The following is a 26450-nucleotide window of genomic DNA, read 5'->3' on the forward strand; positions in this document are numbered from 1 at the left end:
AAGGAAACGACCGCATGGCAACCGAAGTAAAAGTCCCCACGCTTGGTGAATCGGTCACCGAAGCCACCGTTGGCGAGTGGCTGAAGAAGCCCGGCGATGCCGTGGCGGCCGACGAGCCGATCGCAAGCCTCGAAACCGACAAGGTGGCCGTTGAAGTCCCCTCGCCCGTCGATGGCGTGCTGGCGGAATTCACTGTCGAGCTGGGCGAAACCGTCGAAGTGGGCGCCGTGATCGCACGTATCGAGGAAGGCGCGGAAGGAAAGTCTTCGTCCAAGCCCGCCGCTGCCAAAAGCGACGCCGCGGCGAAGGAAAGCGCCAAGGAAATGGAAAAGCTGCCCGACGATGGCGGCAAGGATGCCGGGAAGGGCGGCGATGCGCCCACGATGTCCCCCGCCGTGCGCCGTGCGGTGCTGGAACACGGGGTTGATCCCACAACCATCAAGGGCACCGGCAAGGATGGCCGTCTGACGAAGGAAGACGTGCTGGCCGCTGCCCAGTCGAAGCAATCAGGGTCCAAAGGCTCGGGCGATAGCGCGCCTGCCCCGACCCCTTCCCCCTCGCCTGCCCCGGCTTCTTCTGCCAAGGGCGAGCGCCGCGAGGAACGCGTCAAGATGACGCGCATGCGCCAGACCATCGCCAAGCGGCTGAAGGGCGCGCAGGAAGAAGCGGCGCTGCTGACCACCTTCAACGATTGCGACATGACCGCCGTGATCGAAGCGCGCGAGGCCTACAAGGATACCTTCGCCAAGAAGCACGGCATCAAGCTGGGCTTCATGTCCTTCTTCGCCAAGGCTGCGGCACTGGCACTGAAGGACGTGCCCGCCGTCAACGCCCAGATCGATGGCGACGAGATCGTCTACCACGACTACGTCGACCTGTCGGTAGCGGTCTCCGCGCCGAACGGGCTGGTCGTGCCTGTGGTCCGCTCCATCGACCAGATGAGCTTTGCCGAGATCGAGCTTGCCATCGCCGACTTCGGCAAGCGCGCCAAGGAAGGCGAGCTGACCATGGAAGACATGCGCGGCGGCACGTTCACCATCTCGAATGGCGGCGTGTTCGGTTCGCTGATGTCGACGCCGATCATCAACCCGCCACAGTCTGCCGTGCTGGGCCTGCACCGCATCGAGGACCGCCCCGTTGCCGTAAACGGCGAAGTGGTGATCCGCCCGATGATGTACCTCGCCCTGTCATACGACCACCGCATCATCGACGGCCGCGAGGCCGTGACCGCGCTCAAGATCATGAAGGAAGCGATCGAAGATCCCATGCGGATGCTGATCGACCTCTGAGGAATTACGAATGGCTGAATACGACTACGACGTCCTTGTTATCGGTGCCGGCCCCGGCGGCTATGTCGCGGCGATCCGCGCGGCGCAGCTGGGGTTGAAGACCGCTTGTGCGGAGAGCCGCGAGACGCTGGGCGGGACCTGCCTCAACGTCGGCTGCATTCCCTCCAAGGCCATGCTGCACGCATCGGAATTCTTCGATGCGGCGGCCAATGGAACGATGGAAAGCATGGGTATCGAGGTTAGCCCCAAACTCAACATGGAAAAGCTGCACGGCCAGCGTCTCGACGCGGTTGACGGGCTGACCAAGGGCATCGAGTTCCTGTTCAAGAAGAACAAGGTCGACTGGAAAAAGGGCCACGCCAAGTTCGTGGACGCGCACACCGTAGAGGTGGGCGGCGAAAAGGTTACGGCAAAGGAAGTGGTGATCGCCACCGGCTCCAGCGTCACCCCCCTGCCCGGCGTGGAAGTCGACAATGCCAAGCACGTGGTCGTCGATTCGACCGGCGCGCTTGAACTGCCCAAGGTGCCGGAGCACATGGTGGTGATCGGCGGCGGCGTGATCGGGCTGGAACTGGGCAGCGTCTGGCGTCGCCTTGGTGCCAAGGTCACCTGCGTCGAATTCCTGGATGAAATCCTGCCCGGCATGGATAGCGACGTTCGCAAGGAATCGCGCAAGATTTTCAAGAAGCAGGGCATCGAGTTCAAGCTTTCCACCAAGGTCACCGGCGTTTCGGTGAAGGGCAAGAAAGCGACGCTCACCCTCGAACCTGCCAATGGCGGTGACGAGGAAACGATGGAAGCAGACTGCGTGCTCGTTTCCATCGGTCGCAAGCCCAACACCGATGGACTGGGCCTCGAGAACATCGGCCTCGAAACCAACAAGCGCGGCCAGATCGAGGTGGACGGCGAATTCCGCACGGCCGTCGACGGCGTGCGCGCGATTGGCGATGTGGTGCCCGGCCCGATGCTGGCCCATAAGGCCGAGGATGAGGGCATTGCCGTCGCCGAATGGATCGCCGGAGACACCGGCATCGTGAACCACGATGTGATCCCCAGCGTCGTCTACACCTGGCCCGAAATCGCCGGTGTCGGCCTGACCGAAGAGCAGGCCATCGAAAAGATGGGCGGCGACGAGAAGGCTGTCAAAACCTCCAAGTTCCCGATGATGGCCAACAGCCGTGCCAAGACCAATCACGAGCCGGACGGCTTCGTGAAGGTCATTGCCGAGGCCGAAAGCGATCGTGTGCTTGGCGTCTGGGCCATTGCCTCTGTTGCCGGCACGATGATTGCCGAGGCGGCTCTGGCGATGGAATTCGGTGCGACGAGCGAGGACATTGCCTACACCTGTCACGCCCACCCGACCCATGCCGAGGCCATGAAAGAGGCCGCGATGGGCGTCCAGGGCAAGCCGATCCATATCTGAGGTGGCATTGCGGGATCGCGTACCGGCGCTGCTGGCGCTCGCGATCCCCGTGCTGGCGGGTGCGCTGTACATGGCGCTCGCTGGCGCTCCCGCGCACTATGCACTGACCAACCTTGGTGCGCTGGTACTGGCTTGCCTGTGGATCTTGGCCGGTCGCGGGCCGCACACCTCGCTCAGCCGTCACCTGATGACGGGCATCCTACTGTTCACGCTGCTGGCTGCGCTGGCGATCAGTCCACCCGCGATCTCCGTTACCGGGGACCGCGTGCTGCGCTGGTTCCCGCTCGGCCCGCTCAGCCTGCACACCGGCATGCTGGTGGCTCCCGCCCTGTGCGTGCTGGCCGCCCGCCACAGCACATTGGCGGCTCCGATCCTGCTGGCTGCAATCGTATGCGTCTGGTTACAGCCGGACGCGGCGACCGGATTCGCACTGACATTCGCTGCCGTGGGGCTGCACCATGTCACGCGCGACTGGAAGGTGGGCCTTGTCGCGATTGCGGGCTTCTTCGCCTCGATCAACATGGCCCTGCGCGGCGAACTGCCGCCGCAGCCCTTCGTGGAGCGGGTGCTGGTGGAGGCTGCTAGCATCAATATTGCGGCCGCCCTCGCGCTTGGCCTGGCGCTGGCGGCGGCGTTCGCGCTGTTGCTGTTCGCCATACCGTTCGACCGGGCAAAGCGATTCGCGCTGGCGGGGCTGCTGTTCGGTTTCGCCGTCCTTTCGCTGATGTCCAACTACCCCACCCCGTTGATCGGCTATGGCGCGTCGCCCATACTCGGCTTCGGCCTTGCCCTAGGACTGCACAGGATACCCAAGAGATGACCCAGCTTTCCCCCTTCCACCTCGCCTTCCCCGTCGACAACCTGGAGGCCGCCCGCGAGTTCTGGGGCGAGGTGATGGGCTGCAAGGAAGGGCGGTCCAGCCAAGACTGGTGCGATTTCGACTTCTACGGCCACCAGATCGTGGCGCACCAGGCACCCGGTATCGTGGCCAAAGCCGGACACGGCACCAACGCGGTGGACGGCGACGACGTGCCCGTACCGCATTTCGGCATTGTGCTGGACATGGATGAATGGAAGGCGCTGGCCGAGCGGCTGATCGAAAAAGGCGTGCAGTTCGATATCGCCCCGCGCGTACGCTTCAAGGGAGAGCCGGGCGAGCAGGCGACGATGTTCTTCCGCGATCCGGCAGGCAATGCCATCGAGATGAAGGCCTTTGCCGATCGTTCGAAACTGTTTGCCACGCACTAGCGGCGCGAGGCCCGAGCGCCTATCGGGCGAAAATGACTCGACGGAAAATCATGCGGCTCTTTGCCAGGTGGCATGTCTGGCTCGGCTGGCTGGTGGGCGTGCCGGTGCTCATGTGGACGGTGACCGGGCTCATCATGGTATGGCACCCTATCGAGTACGTGCGCGGCAACCATCTGCGCGCCGAACTGCCTCCTGTGCAGACGCAGGCGTGGGTGATGCCGCAGCTGGAAAGCCCGGTTCGCAGCCTCAGCCTGCAAAGCCTGCCGGACGGGCCGGGCTGGATCGTGGTGCAGGAAGACGGCAACCGTGTCCGCTATTCCGCAACGGACGGCAGTCCCTACGCCGCGGTGGAAGAAGGCAATGCAAGGTCGATAGCCGCGACGGCCTATGCTGGCGATGCAGCGCTGGAAGCCGTCACCTTCTTCCCGGCCGACGCCAATCCCCTGGATCTGCGCGCTGGCGTGGATGCCTGGCAGGCACGCTTTGCCGATGACACCCACATCTACATACACGCGCAGACCGGCGAAGTGCTGGCTGTGCGCAGCGGGTGGTGGCGGGTCTTCGATTTCATGTGGGGCCTGCACATCATGGACTTGCAGGAGCGCGAGGACACCAGTCATCCGGTCCTCATTATTTTTGCCGCCCTGGGCGTGGCAGGGTCGCTGCTCGGCTGCGTGCTGATGTTCCGTCGGCGCAAGGCACGGGTGCAGGTGCCGAAAGGGGCAAGGGCATGATCGCGCCGGTCCTGCCCCCGTTCCTGGACCTTGGCGGCACCGCCGTCTTCGCCCTTTCCGGGGCGCTGCTGGCCGCGCGGCTTAACCAGACCTTCGTGACCTGCGCCTTTTTCGCGCTGCTGACCGGTGTGGGCGGAGGCTCCGTGCGCGATGCCCTGCTGGGAGTGCCAGCATTCTGGTTGCGCGATTTCTATGTTGCGCCGGTCATCCTCATCACCGCGCTGATAGCATGGTTCATCCCGCGCAAGTGGTGGCAGGGGCGCGATAGCTGGCTCGAATGGGCCGATGCCATGGGCCTGGCCCTGTTCAGCACGCTGGGCGTTGCCAAGGCGCTGGCATTCGACGTTGCACCGCTGGCGGCAATCATTCTTGGCGTGGTGACAGGCTGTGTGGGCGGGATCGTGCGCGACGTGATCGCGGGCGTGCCGTCCATCCTGATGCGCCCGGAACTCTATGTGACCGCCGCGGCCCTTGCCTCTTCGTTGTGCGGGGTCATGCTACTGCTCGGCATGCAGCAAGCGTGGGCAATGGCAATCGCCGCGCTCGCAGGTTTCACGCTGCGCGGCGCGGCGATGGTGTGGCGGATCGAACTGCCCGCCTACTCGAAGGAAGCCAGCAGCTAGCGGGCACCCTGCTCGAAATCGGGAGCCTGCGCGGTGGTGTAGCGGCCGTCGCCTTCCCACTCGCCAGCTTCGTCGGCATCATCGTCCTGCCAGTCGGCGTCATAGCCTTCCTCGCCCGGCAGCGGACCGCCGGGATAGGCCGGGCGCGGATCGTCCGCACCCGGCACTGTGACCATCGGTGCCTCGTCGTAGGAATAGGCCTCGTCCGCCGCCGTGCGCGTGGTGGCGCGGGCGCGGGAATAGGCTGCATCGCTCAACTGGCCGGACGCAGAACCGGTTACAGAGCTGGCAGAAGACTGTGCGGAATAGGCGACGCCGCCGCCGTAATCGATACTGCGCACGTCGCCCGAATTGTCGATCAGGCAGGTCCAGCGCTGGCCATCGTCGAGCGATCCCGACACGGTCCAGCCCGCTGCATTGCGATCTGCCCGGTCGACGTTCTCCACGCGGTTGTCGCGGTATTCCACCTGCTCGACACACATGTCGACGGCGCTTTCGATCCCGCGGCTGTCGTACTGGCGATCCCGCCGGTCATCATAACGCACACGCTGGCGCCGCTCCTCGTAGCGATCCCGGTCGCGGTTGCGGTTGGAGGAGCTGAGGATAGCCGCAAGGACGCCGACCACAGCGACGCCTGCGATCACATCGCCCGCATCGACGCCGCGATCACGATGACGGTGGCGGTAGGGGCGATACCGGCGCCACTGGGTCGCGTCCTCCGCGCCGACCGGGAGAACCCCGGCTTTCACGGTATTGGTCACCGAAGCTGTCGCTACGGGCAATTCGGCAGCGGCGGCAGGCGTTGCGGCCATCGAGAGCGCAGCCGCAAGGGCCGTTGCGCCTGCAAAACGGGAAGGACGGAATGTCATGAGCGGTTCCCCCTGGGAATTCGGATTGCGGATATGGCTAGGCGGTCCAGACTTGCTTCAGCCTGAACCGCCCTTGCCTGTTTCATGGGTTGCTCAATCAGAGCCCGCGGATGCCATCAATGTCGATATCGACAACGCGGCCATTGCGAATGTCGCAGCTGAAGCGGCCTTCGTCCCATCCATCGTTGCGATAGCCACGGCGGTAGTCACCCCGGCCCCAGCCGCGGCGATCGTTGCGATAGCGGCGATTGTCGCGGACGGCGATCCGACCGTCTACTTCAAAGCCGCGACGTTCACGGTCGACATCGCGGATTTCGTACACCTCTGCGCGGCTGCCGGTGCGGCGCTGCGCATAGCGTTCGACTTCGCGGACGCACTGCTCAACGGCATAGCGGCCATTATCGTAACCGCCGCGATAGCTGCCGCGGTAATCGCGGCGATCATAGCGGTCGTAACGGTCATTGTTGCCGGAGGACAGGATGGCAGCAAGGCCGCCAAGGACCACGGCACCGGCGATCACTTCACCGGCGGAAATTCCGCCGCGGTCGCGATCGCGGTGATGCTGGGCGGCGGCAGGTGTGGCCATACCCATCACCATCGCGCCAGCCGCGACAGTTCCGAGCGTGCCCTTGGCGAGAGCTTTGGTAATGGACTTCATAAGGGGTCTCCTTCGTTTGCCGATGACCGGATTGCCACCGTCAACAAAGGTTCTACCCGAAGTGCGCTGAGGTGACGCTGAACCCCCTCGTTAGGAAATGTTCAGGAAACTAGCGCTTTACCTGAACGTCCTTATTCGCCCGGTTCCAACCCCGTCCAATAGGCAAGGAATGCCGCGATATCAGAGGCTTCGGCTATGGCCTTGTCCGTCGGCTTGCCCGAACCGTGACCCGCGCGTGTCTCGATCCGGATGATCTGCGGGCGTTCTCCCAGGTCCTCTGCCTGCAGGGCAGCGGTGTATTTGAAAGAATGGCCCGGCACCACGCGGTCGTCGGTGTCGGCAGTCGTCACCAGCAGCGCGGGATAGTCCGTATCGGGCTGGATGTTGTGCAGCGGGGAATAGGCCCGCAGGATGCGCCAGTCTTCCTCCCGGTCGGGATAGCCGTAATCGTCCACCCAGTAACGGCCAGCGGTCCACTGGTCGAAGCGAAGCATGTCCATGACGCCCACGGCAGCGTTGCCGGCCGCGAAAAGGTCGGGTCGCTGGTTCGCCACCGCGCCCACCAGCAGGCCGCCGTTGGATCCGCCCTGGATCGCAAGGCCGTCCTCCGGCGTCACGCCTTCGGCAATCAGGAACTCGCCTGCTGCGATGAAATCGTCGAACACGTTCTGCTTGTTCGCACGGCGTCCGGCATCGTGCCAGGCCTTGCCGTATTCGCCGCCACCGCGAATGTTGGCGAGCGCGAAGGCACCGCCCGCTTCCACCCATGCCATTCGGCTTGTGGAGAAGCCGGGGGTAAGCGACACGTCAAAGCCGCCATAACCGTAGAGAAGCGTGGGCACGGCCTCTCCGCTGGCAACAATATCAGCGCGCCGCATGATGAACATCGGCACACGGGTGCCATCCTTGCTTTCGTAGAAGCGCTGCTCGACCACGAAATCTTCGGGATCGAAGGTCAATTCCGGCTCTGCGAACACCACGCTGTCACCAGTGGCGACATCGTAGCGATAAATCGTGGCGGGACGGTTGAAGCTGGAAAAGCTGTAAAACATTTCCGGGCTGTCTGGATCGCCGGTAAAACCGCCGGCGCTGCCGAGACCGGCGAATTCCATCTCGCGCACCATCTCGCCATCCAGCGAATAAACATATGCGGCGGAAGACGCGTCCTCGAGGTATTCCAGCACGAGGTGTCCACCGACGAGTGCGGCCCCAGCGATGGGCTGCTCACGCTCTGCGATCACTTCGGTCCAGCCTGCCTGCGGGTTGTCCATGTCGATGGACACCACGCGGTAAAGCGGTGCCTGGTTGTTAGTAGTGAAGAACAGGCGCGAGCCAACTGAATCGATCAGGCTCCAGCTATCCTCGAAACCGGGCACGAGCACGCGCGCGTCCCATCCTGCATCCAGGTCTACCAGGTTCACTTCGTAACGGGAATCGGTACCGGTGGAGGACGTGATGAGCGCCCAGCGATCGTCACTGGTGGTCTGCGCCACGTGGTTGCGCTCGGGATGGTCGGGCGTGGCGAACACCAGCTTGTCGGCGGCCTGCTCCGTGCCCAGGGCATGGTAATAGACCGCCTGGTTCATGTTGAGAGCTTGGAAATCCTCGCCCTCCTCCGGCTCCGGGAAACGCGAGTAGAGGAAGCCGTCATCTCCGACCCAGGAAAGGCCGGTGAACTTGGCCCAGCGGATCTCGCCGCCGATCTGTTCGCCCGTGGCCACGTCCATCACACGCAGGATGCGCCAGTCGCTGCCGCCGTCCTGTACGGAATAGAGCAACTTGCTGCCGTCGGGCGAAGGCACCCAGCCCGCCAGCGCGGTGGCACCATCGTCGGCCCATTCGTTTGGATCGATCAGCAGGCGCGGCTCTGCATCCAGACTGTCGCGCACGTATAGCGGCGACTGGTTCTGCAAGCCCGAATTGCCGGTGTAGAAATAGCGTCCGCCGCGCTCGACGGGCACGGAGAAACGCTCGAAATCGTAAAGCTCGCCAATGCGGTTCGTGAACCAGTCGCGCGCGGGAAGCGCCTCGAGATAGGCGTCGGTCACGGCGTTCTGGCGTTCGACCCAGGCAGCCACTTCCTCGCTGTTGCGAACATCCTCTTCCAGCCAACGATAGGGATCGGCAACTTCTTCGCCGAACACCGTATCGACAACGTCGCCCTGGCGAGTTTCGGGATAGTCTGGTGCAGTCATGTCCTGCGCACTAGCGGGAATGGCTGTTGCGGCAAGCAAGGATGCCGCGAGAATCTGAAAACGCATGAAATCTCCGCGTGTTGGGATATGGTCATTGATGTAACCATCGCCCACGCGGATGCAAGCCCCGCCCTTGGTCGGCTACTCCGGCAAGGCAGCGAGAACATCGGCGGTGAATGCCTGGATATCGAAGCCGCTTCCGCCCGCCGGGTCTTCCCCGCGCCGCACGATCACGACATTCCGGCTGGGCACGACAACAACGAACTGGCCACGGTTGCCCTGCGCGGCGATCGTGTCCGCCGGAATGCCCTCGTGATTGTTGAACAGCCACCAGCCCGCTCCGTAGCCCATGTTGCGCCCCTCGGGCTGAGGGCCGCTGGGTGTGGAGACATATTCGACCCATCCTTCCGGCAGTATGCGCGTGCCGTCCGGCAGCACGCCGTCGTTAAGGTAAAGCTGCCCCAGGCGCAGCAAGTCGGGCGCGGTGGACCATACCTGGCTGGAAAGGATGTAGTTGCCCTGCCAGTCGGTCTCGGCAACGGTGTGGTTCATGCCAAGCCGTGCGAGCAATTCCGATGGTGGATGGGCCGTCAGGGTGTGCTCGATGGCCTGAACTGCAGCAAGGGTATCGTTATTGGCATAGCGAAAAGTAGAGCCTGGCGGATTCACCAGGGGCCAGTCGACCGCCACCTCGTCCACCGTCGCGCCGCCGAAATAGAGTGGATCGGTGCGGTTGCCGGGTGTGTCGGTATAGCGACCCGAGGCCATGCGCAGGGCATGATCGATGGTGATCGCGCGGCGGGGATCGGTGTCGCCCTCTCCCAGTCCGGCACTCTGCGTGACCGCCGCGTCCCCTCTCTGCACCGCCGCGCCTACCAGTGTTGCGGCGATGCTCTTGGCGACCGACCATGTACGCTGCGGCACAAGACCGTTGAACCCGTCGGCATAGGCTTCCCGGATTACGCCATCATGCGCCACGATTACCGCGGTCGTGCGGGCATCCTCGCCGTAGGCTCCGTCGAACGCGGCGGGAAATTGGGAATGGACCGCTGGAACGGTGCGCTGCGCCGCGGGAATTTCCCGGGTTGCCGTTTCGCTCCCCTCATCCATCGCGAGGAATGATGGCTCGAAGCCCGTTGGCTGGATCGAGCACCCTTCGCCATCTTGATGCAGGGCTATGCGCGGCGGCATCGTGTCGGACCATTCAACGGTCACGGCGTAGAGTACCCCGCCTTCATCGCGATAGAACCGCCCCTCGAGCGCGCCGATCAAATCGTCAAGCGGCTGCTGGATACCGCTCAGTTCCCATTGCCGCACGCTTTCGAGACTGCGCGACGCTCCGTTACGCTCGGCATTGGCGGTTGCGCTGCACAGGAACATGGCCTTGTAGCCGGCTGCCAGCGCGCGGTCGTACCGTGCATTCAGGTCTTCTTGCGAGATGCCCTGTGCGACAGCGGGGGCAGCGATAGCCAGCGCGGCGGCGGCGATTGAGATGGTGCGGATCATGCCCACCCTTGTGCCACGAACCAGCCAAAAGAAAAGGGCCGCCGGATCGCTCCGACGGCCCTTCGCTTGTTTCGTTACGAGCGCTTACGCGTCTTCGTATTCGTCCTCGGTCATCACCGGGCCGCTGTCCTGGCCCTTGGCATCTTCGTCGCGGTCCACGAGTTCGATGTAGGCGATGGCAGCGGCGTCAGACGCGCGGTAGCCGGCCTTGATGATGCGGGTGTAGCCGCCGTTGCGGTCGGCGTAACGCTCGGCCAGCACTTCGAACAGCTTCTTTTCCTGCGCTTCGTCCATCAGGCGGCTGTGCGCCAGGCGACGGTTCGAAAGGCCGCCACGCTTTGCCAGCGTGATCAGTTTCTCGACGTAGGGGCGCATTTCCTTGGCCTTGGCCGTGGTGGTGAGGATCTGCTCGTGCTTGATCAGCGCGGCAGCCATGTTGCGGAACATGGCGGTACGGTGCTGGCTCTTGCGGCTAAGCTTACGGCCGGAAATACCGTGACGCATTGTTACTTACTCCAGTTCGAAAAGGGCCCGTTTGACGGAAAGCCCAGTGCAGGCCGGAAAACGGGGTCCGGCCCAAGCCCCTGTGGTGGCAATTAGCCGAGCAGTTCCTGCTCCAGCTTCTTGGCCATTTCCTCGATGTTCTCAGGCGGCCAGCCCGGGATGTCCATGCCGAGGCGCAGACCCATCGAGCTCAGGACTTCCTTGATCTCGTTGAGCGACTTGCGACCGAAGTTCGGCGTGCGGAGCATCTCGGCCTCGGTCTTCTGGACCAGGTCGCCGATGTAGATGATGTTGTCGTTCTTCAGGCAGTTGGCCGAACGCACCGACAGTTCCAGCTCGTCCACCTTCTTGAGAAGGTAGCGGTTGAGCTGGTTGGTGTCGCTTTCCTGCGGCTCTGCAGCAACGCCGATCATGGCGCTGGACGGCTGCGGGATGCCATCTTCGAAGTGGACGAACAGGGTCAACTGGTCCTGCAGGATGCGCGCGGCATAGGCGATCGCATCTTCAGGGGTGACGGTGCCGTCGGTCTCGATGGTCAGCGACAGCTTGTCGAAGTCCAGTTCCTGGCCAACGCGGGCGTTCTCGACCTTGTAGCTCACCTGCTTGATCGGCGAGTACAGGCTGTCGACCGGGATCAGGCCGATGGGCGCATCTGCTGGACGGTTCTGCACGGCGGGCGAGTAGCCTTTACCGGTGTCGGCGGTCAGCTCCATGTTGAGCGTGGCGCCCTCGTCCAGATGGCACAGCACCAGATCCTTGTTGAGGATCTCGATATCGCCGGAAACGGCAATGTCGCCGGCTTTCACTTCGCCGGGGCCGGTGGCGGAAAGCTGCAGGCGCTTGGGGCCCTCGCCTTCCATCTTCAGCGCGATCTGCTTCACGTTCAGGACGATGTCGGTAACGTCTTCACGCACACCGGCGAGCGACGAGAATTCGTGCAGCACGTTCTCGATCTTGATCGAGGTGATGGCGGCACCCTGAAGGCTGGCAAGCAGGACGCGGCGCAGGGCGTTGCCGAGCGTCAGGCCATAGCCACGCTCGAGCGGTTCGGCGACGAAAGTAGCCTTGCGCTTCTTGTCGGTGCCTTCCTTGATTTCGAGAGTGTTGGGCTTCTTCAGTTCCTGCCAGTTCTTCGTATTGACGGACATGGACTTCCCCTAAAGGTATTTCGTGGCGCAAAGGCCGCGGAGCGCTGGAGCGCCGCGGCCGATGCGAGTGACTGTTTGCGAGGACGAATGCCCTCGCGGCAGGCTTCGATCAGACGCGACGACGCTTGGACGGCCGCACACCGTTGTGCGGGATCGGCGTCACGTCGCGGATGCTGGTGATGGTGAAACCCACCGCCTGCAGCGCCCGCAGCGCGCTTTCGCGGCCCGAACCCGGACCCTTGATCTCGACCTCGAGCGTGCGCACGCCGTGTTCGGCGGCCTTCTTGCCCGCATCGTCTGCAGCAACCTGCGCTGCATAAGGCGTCGACTTGCGGCTGCCCTTGAAGCCCATCATGCCGGCGCTGGACCAGCTGATCGCATTGCCCTGCGCATCGGTGATGGTGATCATGGTGTTGTTGAAGCTGGCGTTGACGTGGGCAACACCGCTGGAAATGTTCTTCTTGTCACGGCGCCGAATACGGCCTGGTTCGCGTGCCATCTGTCAGATTCCTTTATACCTAAGAAGGGAAAAGCGCGGGATAGTTCCCGGCTTACTTCTTCTTGCCGGCGATCGGCTTGGCCTTGCCCTTGCGGGTGCGGGCGTTGGTGTGAGTGCGCTGACCGCGAACGGGCAAGCCCTTGCGGTGACGCAGGCCACGATAGCAGGCCAGATCCATCAGGCGCTTGATGTTCATCGCGGTGTTGCGACGAAGGTCGCCTTCGACGGTATATTCGGCGTCGATGGTTTCACGGATCTGCAGGACTTCGGCGTCCGTCAGGTCCTGCACGCGGCGCGACTGGTCGATGCCGAGCTTGTCGGCGATCTTCTTCGCAGTGGTGGGACCGATACCGTGAATGTAGGTGAGCGCTACGATAACGCGCTTGTTGGTGGGGATGTTTACCCCGGCAATACGAGCCACTTAATTCTCCATGCTCCACAGGGGTTTCATCACTGGGACGCCCCTATCTCATCGCTACAATAATCCATCCGCCCGGTCCGAAAGCAAAAACGGGAGGCTTGCCAATGGCTGCCGCCTGTTAGTCACTATCGATACCAATGGACGAATAGAGGGCGCAGATAGGGTGATTCTGCCTGTTCGTCAACAGGCGAAAGGGCGCATACGGAATATTCCGCTGCGCAGCTGAAACCCCCCGGTTTCGATGTCATCCATATAGCCTGTACCGCAGCCCTAGTCAAAACCCCTTGGACGCAGCCCGACCCGGCTATTCCACAGGTCCACCCACATGGGCGACCAGCGCGGCAAGAAATTCGCTCTGCACACGGTCGACCACGGGAGCGATCCGGTCCGCCGGGAACCGCGCCTGCCCGCCCGCGACATAGTCCCAGCTGATGCGCGTCCCGGTGTCCACGTCCTCGAGCGTGACCGTAAGCGTACCGGCGAGCCCCTCCGACTGCAGCGGTCCGAGCGCGCCTGCCATCCGCAGCACGCTGCCTGGCATGACGGTGATGATCCGCATATGCTCAACCGAGCCCTCACCCCACCCCGCCGTATTCGGAAGTGTTTCGCAGAAGCATCCGCCTGCGCGGGCATCGAGACTGAGATTAGCCGAACTGTCGGACCATGTGTGCGTCCACCAGCCTTCCGGATGGATCAGGGCATCCCACACCGCCCGGCGGTCTGCAGCGACGACGGCGCTATCGTGCGTGGCGAACCCGCCGCTCGACGAGTCGACCACTTCGGCCCTGGCGGAAGACGCGGCCAGGACAGCCAAGGTTGCTGTCAGTAAAATTCGCATGTGCCCTCCCTCGATTGACAGAGGTATAGCGCCCCGGTCAGGAGGAGGCCAAGACCTTCTCGATCGCGGTGGTCACCTCATCGATGGAAGCCATGCCGTCCACCCGCTGCACGATGCCCCGCTCCTCGTAGAAGGGGAGGATCGGCGCGGTCTTGGCGCGGTATTCCTGCATGCGGGTGCGCACCGTCTCTTCGGTGTCGTCGGGCCGGCGCTTGAAATCGGTGGAGCCGCACTTGTCACACACGCCCTGCGTCTCGGGCAACTTGTGGCGGTCGTGATAGCCCTCCCCGCAGCTGGCGCAGGTAAAGCGTCCGGTCACCCGGTCCACCAGGGCTTCTTCGTCGACGATCAGTTCCACCACATGGTCGAGACTGCGATTGTGCTTCGCAAGGATATCATCCAGCGCAACAGCCTGTGCCTCGGTTCGCGGATAGCCGTCGAAAATGGCGCCTACATCTTCGCCCATGGCTTCCAGCTCTGCATCGATCAGAGCCGAGACGATGTCGTCCGAAACCAGTTCACCGCGATCCATCACGGACTTGGCCTTGATGCCGATCGGGGTCTGCGCCTTCACGGCAGCGCGCAGCATGTCGCCCGTGGAAAGCTGCTTCATGCCGTGATGGGCTACCAGCAGGTTGGCCTGGGTGCCCTTGCCTGCGCCCGGAGGGCCGAGAAGGATGATGTTCATGTAAACGCGATTCCCCCGAGTCAAAGAGCGTTCGACGCTAGCCTAGCGCATCCGGCCCTTCAACTTCGCCTTCTTGATGAGGTCGCCATACTGGTGTGCCAGCAGGTGCGACTGGATCTGGCTGATGGTATCGACGGTGACGTTGACGACGATCAGCAGGCTGGTGCCGCCAAGGAACAGCGGCAGGCCGGTCTGCGCGATACCCCATTCCGGGATGATGCAGACGGCGGTCAGGTAGATTGCACCGACCACGGTGATGCGGGTCAGCACGTAATCGAGATAATCGGCGGTGCGCTTACCCGGACGGATACCGGGAATGAAGCCACCGTTCTTCTTCAGGTTCTCGGCCGTGTCTTCCGGATTGAATACAACCGCGGTGTAGAAGAAGCAGAAGAACAGGATGCCGATGGCATAGAGCAGCATGTAGAGCGGCTGCCCGTGCGCAAGGTACTGGTTGAGCGTCACGATCACGCTGCCCCAGGTGCTGGAGGTATCCACAGAATTGCCTGCGAACTGCGTGATGGTCAGCGGCAGCAGCAGCAACGAACTGGCGAAGATCGGCGGGATCACGCCGGCGGTGTTGAGCTTGAGAGGCAGGTGCGAACGATCCGCCTGCATCCCCCCGCGCTGCGTGGCGCGCTTGGGATACTGGATGAGCAAGCGCCGCTGGGCACGCTCGAAAAAGCAGATCACCAGGATCAGGATCACGACCATGACGATCAGGCCGCCGATCAGGACGCCGCTGATCGAGCCGGTGCGACCGCCTTCGAACAGGTTGGCCGTGAACGTCGGGAACTGGGCAACGATGCCCGCCATGATGATGAGCGACACGCCATTACCGATGCCGCGTGCGGTGATCTGTTCACCCAGCCACAGCAGGAACATGGTGCCGCCGACAAGGTTGATGACCGAAACGATGCGGAACATGTAACCGGGATCGACCACGGCCTGCAGCCCGCTCGACGCAGCATAGGCTTCCAGTCCGCTGGCCAGGAACCAGCCCTGGATGGCGCAGAGGAAAACCGTCCCATAGCGCGTATACTGGTTCAGCTTCTTGCGCCCGGCCTCGCCTTCCTTCTTCAGCGCCATCAGCGACGGGTGCAGCGACGCTGCCAGCTGGATGACGATGGAAGCGGTAATGTAGGGCATGACGCCCAGTGCGATCAGGCTCATACGCTCCAGCGAACCGCCGGAGAACATGTTGAACATGTCGAGGATGCCGCCACGCGTCTGGTCGTACAGCGTTTCCAGGATCAGCGGATTCACGCCAGGCAGCGGAACGAAGCTGAGGAAACGGAAGACGATGAGCGCACCGATCGTGAACCAGATGCGCTGCTTGAGTTCGGTGGCCTTGCTGAAGTTGGAGAAACTCAGCGAGCTTGCGAGATTATCGGCGCGAGATGCCATGAGAAATGTCTAAATCCTGGTATTTGGCGCCGGACCCTCCCGGCTCAGGAAGGCTAGATAGGGATGCGCGGGCCCGATGTCGAACCCGCGCGTCCCATTTTCTGGTTACTTGGCTTCCTTGGCGGCCTTGTTGGCGTCGCGGCGAGCAGCCTTCTTTTCGTGCTCGGGCTTGCCGGGGTCGATCACGTCGACCTTGCCGCCAGCCTTTTCCACCGCAGCAACGGCACCCTTCGAGGCGCCAGCAACGTTGAAAGTCAGCTTAGCCGTCAGTTCACCCTTAGCCAGCAGACGCACGCCGTCCTTGCCACCACGGGCCACGCCAGCAGCCTTCAGGGCGGCGTGATCGATCGTGGACTTGGCGTCGAGCTTGCCGTTGTCGACCAGCTTCTGGATCTGGCCGATGTTCACTTCGGCATAGTCCTTGCCGAACGGGTTGTTGAAGCCGCGCTTCGGCAAGCGCATGTGAAGCGGCATCTGGCCACCTTCGAAGCCCTTTACGGCAACGCCCGAACGGCTCTTCTGGCCCTTCTGGCCACGGCCGGCGGTCTTGCCCTTGCCCGAGCCGATGCCACGGCCCACGCGCATGCGCTCTTTACGGGCGCCTTCGTTGTCACGGATTTCGTTCAGTTTCATAATCTGCACTCGCTTTCGCTTTGTTCGCGCTAAAAGTGGTATTCTCGAAATGGAAGCGGCCCGCTACTTGAGCGGGCCACCACCGTCAAATTGTTTGTCGGTCGAGAAAGGCTTCAGCCTTCCACGATCTCCACCATGTGCGGCACCTTGGCGATGGCGCCGCGCACTTCTGGGGTGTCCTTCAGTTCGACAACCTTGTGCATCTTGTTCAGCCCGAGGCCGATCAGGATCTTGCGCTGGCTTTCGGGACGACGGATCGGCGAACCGATCTGCTTGATCTTGATGGTAGCCATCTATCTTACTCCGTGATCGCTTCAGCTTCGGCCTGGGCCTCGGCTTCGCTCACCTGACCACCACGACCCAGCAGGTCGGCAACCTTCTTGCCACGACGCTGTGCAACCGACTTCGGCGAAGACTGGTTCACCAGCGCGTCGAAGGTGGCGCGGATCATGTTGTAGGGGTTGGACGTGCCGATCGACTTGGTCACCACGTCGGCAACACCAAGGCTTTCGAACACGGCGCGCATCGGGCCACCGGCGATGATGCCGGTACCGGCAGGCGCCGAACGCACGTTCACCTTGCCAGCGCCGAAGTGGCCCTTGCCGTCGTGATGGAGGGTACGACCTTCCTTCAGCGGGACGCGGATCATCTTCTTCTTGGCAGCAGCGGTAGCCTTGTTGATGGCTTCCGGCACTTCGCGGGCCTTGCCGTGGCCGAAGCCAACGCGGCCCTTGCCGTCACCCACCACGACCAGCGCGGCGAAACCGAAGCGCTTGCCGCCCTTCACCACCTTGGCGACGCGGTTGATGTGGACGAGCTTTTCGATCAGCTCCTCGCCATCGTCGTCACCACGGTTGCCACGGCGGTCGTCACGACCGCGACCACGGCCACGGCCACCATCACGGCCACCGCCACGATTGTCGTCACGGTTGCCACCACGGCCGCCACGCTGACGCGGACGACCTTCGTCGCCACCCGCCGCAGACTGGTTATCGGCCGCTTCGGTGGTTGCCAGCGACGGGGTCGGAGTCGAGCCGTCGATGTTCTCGTTCACCTGCGACTCGGCCTTGGCCGCTGCCGCTTCGGGCGTTTCCGCGGTGCTGGTTTCAGCGCCGGTGTCTTCGTTCTTGTTTTCGTCAGCCATCATCAGAACTCCAGCCCACCTTCGCGAGCGGCATCGGCCAGCGCCTTGACGCGGCCATGGAACAGGAAACCACCGCGGTCGAACACGACGGTCGTCACGCCAGCCTTCTTCGCGGCTTCGGCGATTTCGCTGCCGACCTTCTTGGCAGCATCGACGTTGGCGCCCGAACCCTTGCCACCCAGCGTGCTGGCGGCGGCGACGGTACGGCCGTCCTTGTCGTCGATGATCTGCGCGTAGATGTGCTGGCCGGTGCGGTGCACCGACAGACGGGGCTTGTCGCCCGAACGCTTGCGAAGCGCGGTGCGCACGCGGCGGCGGCGACGTTCAAAGAGGGAAAGCTTTGCCATCTTACTTCTTCTTCCCTTCCTTGCGGAAGATATACTCGCCGCGATACTTCACACCCTTGCCCTTGTAGGGTTCGGGCTTGCGCCATTCGCGGATCTCGGCAGCGAACTGCCCGACCTTCTGCTTGTCGATGCCCGAAACCTCGACCGTGGTCTGGTCGGGCGTCTTCACTTCCACGCCTTCCGGAACGTCCAGATCGACATCGTGGCTGAAACCGAGTTGCAGCTTGAGCTTCTTGCCCTGGGCCGACGCACGATAACCGACACCGGTGATTTCCAGCACCTTGGTGAAGCCTTCGGTGACACCATCGACCAGGTTCTGCACCAGCGTGCGGTGCATGCCCCAGAACTGACGCGCCTTCTGCGTCTTGTTCACCGGGTTCACCTGGATCTCGTCGCCCTCGATCTTGTATTCGATCAGGTCGAGCATGGTCATGGAGAGCTCACCCTTGGGGCCCTTCACGCTGAGGGTCTTGCCCTCGGTCTTGGCGGTCACTCCACTGGGAAGCGCCACCGGCCTTTTGCCAATGCGGCTCATCAGAACACCTCCGCGAGCACTTCGCCGCCGACGTTTTCGTTGCGCGCTTCGTTGTCCGAAAGCACGCCCTTGGGCGTCGAGACGATGGTGATGCCAAGGCCGTTGCGCACTGCCGGAAGCTCTTTCGAGCCCGAGTAGATGCGACGACCCGGCTTGGAGACACGGGCAACGTGCTTGATCGCAGGTTCGCCCTCGAAATACTTCAGTTCGATCCGCAGCGCCTTGTGCTTGCCGCTGGTGTCCTCGGAATAGCCACGGATGTAGCCTTCGCGCTGGAGCACTTCGAGCACGTTCGCACGCAGCTTCGACGCCGGCGAAAGGACGGAATCCTTCTTCGCCTGCTGGCCGTTGCGGATACGGGTGAGCATATCACCCAGGGGATCGGTCATAGCCATCTATCGTTTCCTCACCAGCTCGACTTGGTCACGCCCGGAATCAGGCCCTTGTTGGCCAGGTTCCGGAGTTCGATGCGGTTAAGCCCGAACTTGCGGTAGTAGCCGCGCGGGCGGCCGGTGGTGGTGCAGCGGTTACGCACGCGGGTAGGGTTCGCGTTGCGCGGCAGCTCAGCCATCTTCAGGCGCGCCATGAGACGCTCGGTATCGTCGAGCGACTCATCGTCGGCGATTGCCTTCAGCTTTGCGTACTTTTCCGCGTACTTCTTGACGAGTTGCTTGCGCTTCTCGTTCTTGTTGATGGAACTCAGTTTCGCCATTGGACTTAAGCTCTCTCTTGCTTTCTCAGGTCAGGGAAACGGCTCACGCCGCTTCCTTCTCTTCAGCCTCTTCGGCCGGGAACGGGAAACCGAACAGGCGCAGCAGTTCGCGCGCTTCTTCGTCGGTCTTGGCGGAAGTGGTGACGATGATGTCCATGCCACGCACCTTCTCGATCTGGTCGTAGCTGATCTCCGGGAAGATGATCTGCTCCTTGATGCCCATGGCGTAGTTGCCATTGCCATCGAAGCTCTTCGGATTCAGGCCACGGAAGTCGCGAATGCGGGGCATTGCGATCGTCACCAGGCGATCGAGGAATTCATACATGCGGTCACGACGCAGGTTCACCTTGCAGCCAATCGGCATGCCGTCGCGCAGCTTGAACTGTGCGATGGACTTCTTGGCCTTGGTGATCACCGGCTTCTGACCGGCAATCGCCTGCATTTCCTCGGCAGCGGTCTGGACCTTCTTCTTGTCCTGGCTCGCTTCGCCGACACCCATGTTCAGGGTGATCTTCTCAAGGCGCGGAACCTCCATGTGGTTCTTGTAACCGAACTTGTCGGTCATCGCCTTGACGATCTCGTCCTGATACTTCTTCTTCAGGCGCGGAGTATAATCAGCCATCGATGGTCTCCCCGGACTTGACGGCGACGCGCACCTTCTTGCCGTCCTTTTCTTCGAAACGGACGCGGGTGGGCTTGCCATCCTTGGGATCTGCAACAGCGACCTTGGCGATCGCCATCGGGGCGGGCACACGGTCGATGCCGCCCTGCGGATTAGCCTGCGAAGGCTTGCGGTGACGGGTCATCACGTTGACGCCCTCGACCAGGACCTTGCCTTCTTTCGGCATGACCTGCTGGACAGTGCCGGTCTGGCCCTTGTCCTTGCCCGAGAGCACGACAACCGTGTCGCCCTTCTTGATCTTAGCGGATGCCATCAGAGCACCTCCGGAGCGAGCGAAATGATCTTCATGAAGCCCTTGCCGCGCAGTTCACGCACGACCGGGCCGAAGATACGGGTGCCGATCGGCTCCTCGTTCTTGTTCACGAGGACCGCGGCGTTGCTGTCGAAACGGATCACGCTGCCATCGGGACGACGAACGTCCTTCCGGGTGCGCACGATCACGGCACGGTGCACGTCGCCCTTCTTCACGCGGGCGCGCGGCTGGGCTTCCTTGACGGAAACCACGATCACATCGCCGACAGACGCGGTACGACGCTTCGACCCGCCCAGCACCTTAATGCACTGGACGCGCTTGGCGCCGCTGTTGTCCGCGACGTCGAGATTGGATTGCATCTGGATCATCGATCCGGTTCCTTCTCTTGGCTTGCCGGGACGGTCCGATCATCGGCGCCCGGCAGTTCCTACGTCTAATTACTCAGCGCCACCGGGGGTGGCTTCGGCGACTTCCAGATCCGCTTCAACGGCCTGGCCTCGGCTCGCGACCAGGCGATCCTTCACCGCCCAGGTCTTCGTCTTGGAGACCGGCTTGGTCTCCTCGATACGAACCTTGTCGCCAACGACATATTCGTTCTTCTCGTCGTGAGCGTGATACTTCTTCGAACGCTTGATGATCTTCCCGTAAAGCGGGTGCTTCACGCGGCGTTCGACCAGCACGGTCACGGTCTTGTCGGTCTTGTCGGAGGTGACAGTCCCGGTCAGGATACGCTTGGGCATTGTCTACTCCTTACGCTTTCGCTGCTTCGGACTGGGCGCTTTTGGCGCGCTCGTTCTGAAGCGTCTTGATGCGCGCGATCTGGCGACGGACTTCCTTTACCCGGGCCGGACCTTCCAGCTGGTTGGTGGCAGCCTGGAAACGCAGGTTGAACTGCTCTTTCTTGAGCATGGTCAGCGCTTCGGAGAGCTGGTCGTCAGTCTTGGTGCGCAGGTCTTCGGTGTTGCTCTTGTCAGCCATTATTCGCCTCCCAGGTGCGAGGTGTCGCCGAAACGGGCGATGACCTTGGTCTTGATCGGCAGCTTCATGGCAGCACGTTCGAAAGCGAGCGCGGCCACGGGGCCGGGAACGCCATCGAGTTCGAACAGGATGCGGCCCGGCTTAACGCGAGCGGCCCAGTATTCGACGGAACCCTTGCCCTTACCCTGACGGACTTCAGCAGGCTTCTTCGAAACCGGAACGTCCGGGAATACGCGGATCCACAGACGACCCTGACGCTTCATCGCACGCGTGATGGCACGACGAGCGGCTTCGATCTGCCGAGCGGTCAGACGCTCGGGCTCGAGAGCCTTGAGACCGTAGGCGCCGAAGTTCAGCGTGGTGCCGCCCTTGGCATCGCCATGGATCTTGCCCTTGAAGGCCTTGCGGTACTTGGTCTTTTTAGGTTGCAGCATGATTCTTTACCTCAACGAGCCGGGCGGACGCCGGACGTCTGCGATTCCATCATCAGGCGGTCCTGCGAGGTCGGATCGTGACCCAGGATCTCGCCCTTGAAGACCCACACCTTGATGCCGATGATGCCATAGGCGGTCAGCGCCTCGGCTTCGGCATAGTCGATGTTGGCGCGCAGCGTGTGCAGCGGCACGCGGCCTTCGCGGTACTGTTCGACGCGGGCGATTTCCGCACCGCCCAGACGACCGCCGCACATGATCTTGATGCCTTCTGCACCAAGACGCATGGCCGACTGCATCGCGCGCTTCATGGCACGACGGAAGGCAACGCGGCGAACCAGCTGGTCAGCGATACCCTGGGCGACGAGCTTGGCATCGATTTCCGGCTTGCGGATCTCGACGATGTTCAGCTTCACTTCGCTGTCGGTCATCGTGGACAGCTTCGAACGAAGCTTCTCGATGTCGGCGCCCTTCTTGCCGATGATGACACCGGGACGCGCAGCATAGATCGAAACGCGGCACAGCTTGGCCGGACGTTCGATGACCACCTTCGAGATCGCTGCCTGCGGCAGGTTCGCGATGATGTACTTGCGGATCTCGATGTCTTCCTTGAGCAGCTTGGCATAGTCGCCACCTTCGGCGTACCAGCGGCTGTCCCAGGTGCGGTTGATCTGCAGGCGCAGACCGATCGGATTGCTCTTATGACCCATCTTACGCCTCTTCTGCTTCGCGTACGACGATCCGCAGCCGGCTGAACGGCTTCAGGATCCGCGTGGACTTGCCACGGCCGCGCGTTGCGAACCGCTTCATGGTGATCGACTTGCCGACCGACGCCTCGGCGACGACGAGGGCATCGACGTCGAGGTCGTGGTTGTTTTCGGCGTTGGCGATTGCCGAGGCGAGCACCTTCTGTGCATCGCGGGCCATCGCGCGCTTGGAGAAGGAGAGGATGTTCATCGCTTCCTCGGCCTTCTTGCCACGGATGAGGGCGGCGACGAGGTTCAGCTTCTGCGCGGAACCACGGATCGTGGTGCCGACAGCCAGCGCCTCGTTGTCCGCCACGCGGCGGGGAGACTTAGCCTTTGCCATTAGCGCTTACCCTTCTTGTCGGCAGCGTGGCCGGGGAACGTGCGCGTGGGCGCAAATTCACCAAGCTTGTGACCGACCATTTCCTCGTTGACCGAGACGGGCACGAACTTGTGCCCATTGTAGACGTTGAACGTCAGGCCGACAAAATCGGGCAGGATCGTCGAACGACGCGACCAGGTCTTGATCGGCTTGGTGCTGTTCGCTTCCTGCGCTTCCTGCGCCTTCTTGAGAAGGCTCAGCTCGACAAACGGACCTTTCCAGACGGAACGTGCCATTGGTGCTTACCTCTTCTTCTTCGCGTGACGCGAACGGATAATCATCTTGTCCGTCTGCTTGTTCTTACGGGTACGGGCGCCCTTGGTCGGCTTGCCCCACGGAGTAACCGGATGACGGCCACCGCTGGTGCGGCCTTCACCACCACCATGCGGGTGGTCGACCGGGTTCTTGGCGACACCGCGCGTCAGGGGCTTCACGCCCATGTGACGACGACGACCGGCCTTGCCCAGGTTCTGGTTCTGGTTGTCGGGGTTCGAGACCGAGCCCACGGTGCCCATGCAGTCGGCGCGCAGGTAACGCTGCTCGCCGCTGTTGAGGCGCACGATAACCATGCCGCGGTCACGACCGACCAGCTGCACATAGGTACCTGCCGAACGGGCGATCTGGCCGCCCTTGCCCGGCTTCATCTCCACGTTGTGGATGATGGTGCCGACCGGCATCTGGCCCAGCAGCATCGCGTTGCCCGGCTTCGTGTCGACCTTCTCGCCGGCGACAACCTTGTCACCAGGAGCGACGCGATTGGGCGCGATGATGTAGGACAGCTCGCCGTCCTCGTACTTGATCAGCGCGATGAAAGCGGTGCGGTTGGGATCGTATTCGATCCGCTCCACGGTCGCTTCCATGTCCCACTTGCGACGCTTGAAGTCGATGAAGCGGTACTTCTGCTTGTTACCACCGCCCTTACCGCGCGAGGTAACATGGCCCTTGTTGTTACGGCCACCGGTCTTGCGCTTGCCTTCGGTCAGCGACTTGACCGGGCCACCCTTGTGGAGGCCGGTCTTGTCGACCAGGACGAGGCCACGGCGCGCCGGGCTTGTCGGATTATATGTTTTCAGTGCCATCGGATCAGCCCACGCCTTCGGTGATGTCGATCGGATCCTGACCCTCGGCGAGGGTCACGATTGCCTTCTTTTCGTCGGAACGCTTGTAGGGCTTACCCTTCCAGCGCTTGCTCTTGCCCTTCGAAACGATCGTGTTCACGCTCTTTACCTTGCGATCGAAGAGAGCCTCGACGGCCTCCTTGATCTGCGGCTTCGTCGCATCGTTCGCCACCTTGAACACAACGGCATTGTCTTCGGACAGCAGCGTTGCCTTCTCCGTGATGTGCGGAGCGAGAATCACGTCGTAGTGACGCGCATCGATTGCATCTTTCTTAGCCATTGAAACGCGCCTCCAGCTTCTCGACAGCGTCCTTGGTGAGGACCAGCGTGTCGTGGTTGAGGATGTCGTAAACGTTGGCACCGACAGCCGGCAGCACGTCCACACCCGGCAGGTTGCGGGCAGCCTTGGCGAAGCCATCGTCGACACTCTCGCCGCCGATCACCAGCACCTTGCCGTTCCAGCCATTCTTGTCGAAGTGACCCTTGAGGGCCTTCGTTTTGGCATCCTTCAGTTCCAGGCTGTCGAGAATGATCAGGCCATTCTTCGCCTTGCTGGACAGAGCCATCTTCAGGCCGAGCGCGCGCACCTTCTTGTTGAGCGACTGCTCGAAGTCACGCTTGCGGGCACCGTGGGCCTTGCCGCCACCGATGAAGATTGGGGCGCCGCGGTCACCGTGGCGAGCGCCGCCGGAACCCTTCTGCTTGCCCCACTTCTTGCCGGTACGGGCAACGTCCGAACGCTCACGCGTCGGGCGAGCCGTGGCGCGGCGGTTTTCCAGCTGCCACGTCACGACGCGGTGCAGGATATCGGCACGCGGCTCGACACCGAACACGGCGTCGTTCAATTCGACGTCGCCGGCGGCCTTGCCGTCAATTTTCTGGACCTTGACCTTCACGATCAGGACTCCTTCTTGTCGTTAGGATCGGCCTCGGGCGTTCCGCTTTCGGTACCGACACCCGCGTCCTGCTGCTGGATCAGCTTTTCCTGCTGCTCCGGCGAAACTTCGGGATTGGTTTCGACTGCTGCATCCGCCTCGATCAGGCCGGGGGTCGCATCGTCGGAAGAGAACTCGTCGGCATTGCGGCGCATGGCACCGGGGAACGGCACGCCTTCGGGAAGCGGCAGCTTCACGGCGTCCTTCACCAGCAGCCAGCCATTCTTGGCACCCGGCACGGAGCCGCGCACGAAGATCAGGCCGCGCTCTGCGTCGGTGCGCACGACTTCCAGGTTCTGCTGGGTGCGCTGACGGTCGCCCATGTGGCCGGCCATCTTCTTGTTCTTGAAGACCTTGCCCGGATCCTGGCGGTTACCCGTCGAACCGTGCGAACGGTGCGAGATGGAAACGCCGTGCGTCGCGCGCAGACCACCGAAGCCCCAACGCTTCATCGCACCAGCAAAGCCCTTACCCACGGTGTGACCCGTGATGTCGACCTTCTGGCCAGCGACGAAGTGATCAGCAGTGATGGTGGCGCCAACGGGAAGGAGACCTTCCTCGTTTTCCACGCGGAATTCGGCAACCTTCATCTTCAGGCCAACGTTCGCCTTCGCAAAGGCTTCACGCTGCGGCTTGTTGACGTTCTTCTGCTTCGCATCGCCGGCGCCGAGCTGCACCGAGAAATAGCCGTCGCGATCGGCCGTACGCTGTCCGGTAACCTGGCACCCTTCCAGCGACAGAACGGTCACGGGTACGTGACGTCCGTCCTCCTGGAACAAGCGGGTCATCCCGACTTTCTTCGCGATCACGCCTGTGCGCATGACCCAAACTCCTTACACAGAGGCACAAGGGGACCATCCCCAGGTGCTTGCCAGCCCAAGTTTTGATGCATCGCCCCGTCCGGGCTGAAATGCTCTCACGACCGGGGTCGATTGAGCGAGACGGGGGACGCAGCCCGGATGTATCCGGCGGTATCCCTATGTCTTGCCTGATCCTTGGCGGATCGGGCGGGGCCAGTAGGAGCCCCGAAAAATCTCCGGCGGTTTAGGGTCCTGCCAGATGGACCGGTCGAACAGCGGCTTAGGCCAGCTTGATTTCGACGTTCACGCCCGCAGCGAGGTCCAGCTTCATCAGCGCGTCGACCGTCTGGGCGTTCGGCTGCACGATGTCGAGCAGCCGCTTGTAGGTGCGCACCTCGAACTGCTCGCGCGACTTCTTGTCGATGTGCGGGCCGCGGTTCACGGTGAACTTCTCGATACGCGTCGGCAACGGAATGGGACCACGAATGAGCGCGCCGGTGCGGCGTGCGGTGTCCGCAATCTCGCCAGTTGCCTGGTCGAGCACGCGGTGATCGAAGGCCTTGAGGCGAATGCGAATATTCTGTGCGTCCATAATTTCCGTCTACCGATGCGAAAGAGCCAAGCGGACCTTGAACTTCGCCGTCTCCGGCCCGCCAAAACAAAAAGGCCCGCCCCGCTTATGCCCGGTTTCCCGGAACGGGCGG

General features: G+C 62.6%; 38 protein-coding genes. 6 read left to right on the forward strand and 32 right to left on the reverse strand.

Annotation, left to right across the window (positions count from 1 at the left end):
• Positions 1 to 14: 14 nt before the first annotated feature.
• Genes odhB through D2V07_RS02800 form a run of 6 tightly spaced genes read left to right on the forward strand, consistent with a single transcriptional unit; the run spans position 15 to position 5317 of the window.
• Positions 15 to 1289, forward strand: coding sequence for a 2-oxoglutarate dehydrogenase complex dihydrolipoyllysine-residue succinyltransferase (gene odhB, locus D2V07_RS02775; RefSeq protein WP_119584455.1), 1275 nt, complete (start codon positions 15 to 17; stop codon positions 1287 to 1289).
• Between the two features lie 10 nt (positions 1290 to 1299).
• A complete protein-coding gene (lpdA, locus tag D2V07_RS02780) occupies positions 1300 to 2712 on the forward strand; it encodes a dihydrolipoyl dehydrogenase (protein ID WP_119584456.1) in 1413 nt (470 codons plus the stop codon).
• 1 nt (position 2713) lies between these two features.
• Positions 2714 to 3532 carry a hypothetical protein gene (locus D2V07_RS02785; protein WP_119584457.1) on the forward strand — a complete coding sequence of 273 codons (819 nt, stop codon included), beginning with the start codon at positions 2714 to 2716 and terminating at the stop codon, positions 3530 to 3532.
• Positions 3529 to 3960: a VOC family protein gene (locus tag D2V07_RS02790; protein ID WP_119584458.1), complete on the forward strand. Its 432-nt coding sequence runs from the start codon at positions 3529 to 3531 to the stop codon at positions 3958 to 3960. Before D2V07_RS02785 ends, D2V07_RS02790 begins: the two co-directional genes overlap by 4 nt.
• A 50-nt stretch (positions 3961 to 4010) precedes the next feature.
• A complete protein-coding gene (locus D2V07_RS02795; RefSeq protein WP_233548215.1) occupies positions 4011 to 4694 on the forward strand; it encodes a PepSY domain-containing protein in 684 nt (227 codons plus the stop codon).
• A complete protein-coding gene (locus D2V07_RS02800) occupies positions 4691 to 5317 on the forward strand; it encodes a trimeric intracellular cation channel family protein (RefSeq protein WP_119584460.1) in 627 nt (208 codons plus the stop codon). The genes D2V07_RS02795 and D2V07_RS02800 overlap by 4 nt, the downstream gene beginning before the upstream one ends.
• On the opposite strand, the gene D2V07_RS02805 is transcribed toward D2V07_RS02800, so the two are convergent.
• The 32 genes from D2V07_RS02805 to rpsJ form a co-directional block, all read right to left on the reverse strand.
• Positions 5314 to 6186 carry a hypothetical protein gene (locus D2V07_RS02805; RefSeq protein ID WP_119584461.1) on the reverse strand — a complete coding sequence of 291 codons (873 nt, stop codon included), beginning with the start codon at positions 6184 to 6186 and terminating at the stop codon, positions 5314 to 5316. The genes D2V07_RS02800 and D2V07_RS02805 overlap by 4 nt on opposite strands.
• Positions 6187 to 6283: 97 nt before the next feature.
• A complete protein-coding gene (locus tag D2V07_RS02810; protein ID WP_119584462.1) occupies positions 6284 to 6844 on the reverse strand; it encodes a hypothetical protein in 561 nt (186 codons plus the stop codon).
• Positions 6845 to 6975: 131 nt separating this feature from the next.
• Positions 6976 to 9105 carry a prolyl oligopeptidase family serine peptidase gene (locus tag D2V07_RS02815; protein ID WP_119584891.1) on the reverse strand — a complete coding sequence of 710 codons (2130 nt, stop codon included), beginning with the start codon at positions 9103 to 9105 and terminating at the stop codon, positions 6976 to 6978.
• A 75-nt stretch (positions 9106 to 9180) separates the two neighbouring features.
• Positions 9181 to 10545 (reverse strand): serine hydrolase domain-containing protein, encoded by a 1365-nt coding sequence (locus tag D2V07_RS02820; protein ID WP_119584463.1) that lies wholly within the window; start codon positions 10543 to 10545, stop codon positions 9181 to 9183.
• A gap of 84 nt (positions 10546 to 10629) precedes the next feature.
• Positions 10630 to 11049, reverse strand: a complete 420-nt coding sequence (rplQ, locus tag D2V07_RS02825; RefSeq protein ID WP_119584464.1) for a 50S ribosomal protein L17 — start codon at positions 11047 to 11049, stop codon at positions 10630 to 10632.
• A 92-nt stretch (positions 11050 to 11141) separates the two neighbouring features.
• Positions 11142 to 12197: a DNA-directed RNA polymerase subunit alpha gene (locus tag D2V07_RS02830; protein ID WP_119584465.1), complete on the reverse strand. Its 1056-nt coding sequence runs from the start codon at positions 12195 to 12197 to the stop codon at positions 11142 to 11144.
• A gap of 109 nt (positions 12198 to 12306) precedes the next feature.
• On the reverse strand, positions 12307 to 12696 hold the full coding sequence (gene rpsK / locus D2V07_RS02835) for a 30S ribosomal protein S11 (RefSeq protein WP_047003266.1): 390 nt from the start codon (positions 12694 to 12696) through the stop codon (positions 12307 to 12309).
• Between the two features lie 52 nt (positions 12697 to 12748).
• The gene (gene rpsM / locus D2V07_RS02840) at positions 12749 to 13117 is read right to left on the reverse strand and encodes a 30S ribosomal protein S13 (protein ID WP_119584466.1); all 369 of its coding nucleotides are present in this window, start codon (positions 13115 to 13117) and stop codon (positions 12749 to 12751) included.
• 304 nt (positions 13118 to 13421) lie between these two features.
• On the reverse strand, positions 13422 to 13955 hold the full coding sequence (locus tag D2V07_RS02845) for an SRPBCC domain-containing protein (protein WP_119584467.1): 534 nt from the start codon (positions 13953 to 13955) through the stop codon (positions 13422 to 13424).
• A 37-nt stretch (positions 13956 to 13992) separates the two neighbouring features.
• Positions 13993 to 14643, reverse strand: a complete 651-nt coding sequence (locus tag D2V07_RS02850; protein ID WP_119584468.1) for an adenylate kinase — start codon at positions 14641 to 14643, stop codon at positions 13993 to 13995.
• A 42-nt stretch (positions 14644 to 14685) separates the two neighbouring features.
• The gene (secY, locus tag D2V07_RS02855) at positions 14686 to 16050 is read right to left on the reverse strand and encodes a preprotein translocase subunit SecY (RefSeq protein WP_119584469.1); all 1365 of its coding nucleotides are present in this window, start codon (positions 16048 to 16050) and stop codon (positions 14686 to 14688) included.
• Between the two features lie 105 nt (positions 16051 to 16155).
• Positions 16156 to 16683: a 50S ribosomal protein L15 gene (gene rplO / locus D2V07_RS02860; protein WP_119584470.1), complete on the reverse strand. Its 528-nt coding sequence runs from the start codon at positions 16681 to 16683 to the stop codon at positions 16156 to 16158.
• Between the two features lie 113 nt (positions 16684 to 16796).
• Entirely contained in the window at positions 16797 to 16976 is a 180-nt protein-coding gene (rpmD, locus tag D2V07_RS02865; protein WP_119584472.1) for a 50S ribosomal protein L30, read from the reverse strand.
• A 5-nt stretch (positions 16977 to 16981) separates the two neighbouring features.
• Positions 16982 to 17830, reverse strand: a complete 849-nt coding sequence (gene rpsE, locus D2V07_RS18785) for a 30S ribosomal protein S5 (RefSeq protein ID WP_119584474.1) — start codon at positions 17828 to 17830, stop codon at positions 16982 to 16984.
• On the reverse strand, positions 17830 to 18174 hold the full coding sequence (rplR, locus tag D2V07_RS02875) for a 50S ribosomal protein L18 (protein ID WP_119584477.1): 345 nt from the start codon (positions 18172 to 18174) through the stop codon (positions 17830 to 17832). The genes rpsE and rplR overlap by 1 nt, the downstream gene beginning before the upstream one ends.
• A gap of 1 nt (position 18175) precedes the next feature.
• Positions 18176 to 18709: a 50S ribosomal protein L6 gene (gene rplF / locus D2V07_RS02880; protein WP_119584479.1), complete on the reverse strand. Its 534-nt coding sequence runs from the start codon at positions 18707 to 18709 to the stop codon at positions 18176 to 18178.
• The gene (gene rpsH, locus D2V07_RS02885; RefSeq protein WP_119584481.1) at positions 18709 to 19104 is read right to left on the reverse strand and encodes a 30S ribosomal protein S8; all 396 of its coding nucleotides are present in this window, start codon (positions 19102 to 19104) and stop codon (positions 18709 to 18711) included. The genes rplF and rpsH overlap by 1 nt, the downstream gene beginning before the upstream one ends.
• A gap of 11 nt (positions 19105 to 19115) precedes the next feature.
• The gene (gene rpsN, locus D2V07_RS02890; RefSeq protein ID WP_119584483.1) at positions 19116 to 19421 is read right to left on the reverse strand and encodes a 30S ribosomal protein S14; all 306 of its coding nucleotides are present in this window, start codon (positions 19419 to 19421) and stop codon (positions 19116 to 19118) included.
• A 43-nt stretch (positions 19422 to 19464) separates the two neighbouring features.
• Entirely contained in the window at positions 19465 to 20043 is a 579-nt protein-coding gene (gene rplE, locus D2V07_RS02895) for a 50S ribosomal protein L5 (protein ID WP_119584485.1), read from the reverse strand.
• Positions 20036 to 20356 (reverse strand): 50S ribosomal protein L24, encoded by a 321-nt coding sequence (gene rplX, locus D2V07_RS02900; RefSeq protein WP_119584487.1) that lies wholly within the window; start codon positions 20354 to 20356, stop codon positions 20036 to 20038. The genes rplE and rplX overlap by 8 nt, the downstream gene beginning before the upstream one ends.
• Positions 20356 to 20724, reverse strand: a complete 369-nt coding sequence (rplN, locus tag D2V07_RS02905) for a 50S ribosomal protein L14 (RefSeq protein ID WP_119584489.1) — start codon at positions 20722 to 20724, stop codon at positions 20356 to 20358. The genes rplX and rplN overlap by 1 nt, the downstream gene beginning before the upstream one ends.
• 69 nt (positions 20725 to 20793) lie before the next feature.
• Positions 20794 to 21096, reverse strand: a complete 303-nt coding sequence (gene rpsQ, locus D2V07_RS02910; protein ID WP_119584491.1) for a 30S ribosomal protein S17 — start codon at positions 21094 to 21096, stop codon at positions 20794 to 20796.
• 10 nt (positions 21097 to 21106) lie between these two features.
• Complete coding sequence (gene rpmC / locus D2V07_RS02915) at positions 21107 to 21334, reverse strand: 50S ribosomal protein L29 (RefSeq protein ID WP_119584493.1); 228 nt, start codon at positions 21332 to 21334, stop codon at positions 21107 to 21109.
• Positions 21334 to 21768 (reverse strand): 50S ribosomal protein L16, encoded by a 435-nt coding sequence (gene rplP, locus D2V07_RS02920; RefSeq protein WP_119584495.1) that lies wholly within the window; start codon positions 21766 to 21768, stop codon positions 21334 to 21336. The genes rpmC and rplP overlap by 1 nt, the downstream gene beginning before the upstream one ends.
• Before the next feature lie 11 nt (positions 21769 to 21779).
• The gene (gene rpsC, locus D2V07_RS02925; RefSeq protein WP_119584497.1) at positions 21780 to 22475 is read right to left on the reverse strand and encodes a 30S ribosomal protein S3; all 696 of its coding nucleotides are present in this window, start codon (positions 22473 to 22475) and stop codon (positions 21780 to 21782) included.
• 1 nt (position 22476) lies between these two features.
• Entirely contained in the window at positions 22477 to 22854 is a 378-nt protein-coding gene (gene rplV / locus D2V07_RS02930; protein ID WP_119584499.1) for a 50S ribosomal protein L22, read from the reverse strand.
• The gene (gene rpsS / locus D2V07_RS02935) at positions 22854 to 23129 is read right to left on the reverse strand and encodes a 30S ribosomal protein S19 (RefSeq protein WP_119584501.1); all 276 of its coding nucleotides are present in this window, start codon (positions 23127 to 23129) and stop codon (positions 22854 to 22856) included. The genes rplV and rpsS overlap by 1 nt, the downstream gene beginning before the upstream one ends.
• Before the next feature lie 6 nt (positions 23130 to 23135).
• Complete coding sequence (rplB, locus tag D2V07_RS02940) at positions 23136 to 23972, reverse strand: 50S ribosomal protein L2 (RefSeq protein WP_119584503.1); 837 nt, start codon at positions 23970 to 23972, stop codon at positions 23136 to 23138.
• 4 nt (positions 23973 to 23976) lie between these two features.
• Positions 23977 to 24291, reverse strand: coding sequence for a 50S ribosomal protein L23 (locus tag D2V07_RS02945; RefSeq protein ID WP_119584505.1), 315 nt, complete (start codon positions 24289 to 24291; stop codon positions 23977 to 23979).
• Positions 24284 to 24907 carry a 50S ribosomal protein L4 gene (rplD, locus tag D2V07_RS02950; protein ID WP_119584507.1) on the reverse strand — a complete coding sequence of 208 codons (624 nt, stop codon included), beginning with the start codon at positions 24905 to 24907 and terminating at the stop codon, positions 24284 to 24286. Before rplD ends, D2V07_RS02945 begins: the two co-directional genes overlap by 8 nt.
• A gap of 2 nt (positions 24908 to 24909) precedes the next feature.
• Positions 24910 to 25767: a 50S ribosomal protein L3 gene (gene rplC / locus D2V07_RS02955; protein ID WP_119584509.1), complete on the reverse strand. Its 858-nt coding sequence runs from the start codon at positions 25765 to 25767 to the stop codon at positions 24910 to 24912.
• Between the two features lie 259 nt (positions 25768 to 26026).
• Complete coding sequence (rpsJ, locus tag D2V07_RS02960) at positions 26027 to 26338, reverse strand: 30S ribosomal protein S10 (protein WP_010234663.1); 312 nt, start codon at positions 26336 to 26338, stop codon at positions 26027 to 26029.
• Between the last annotated feature and the right edge of the window lie 112 nt (positions 26339 to 26450).

It is taken from the genome of Aurantiacibacter zhengii, from assembly GCF_003584125.1.
Taxonomy (GTDB): Bacteria; Pseudomonadota; Alphaproteobacteria; order Sphingomonadales; family Sphingomonadaceae; genus Alteraurantiacibacter; species Alteraurantiacibacter zhengii.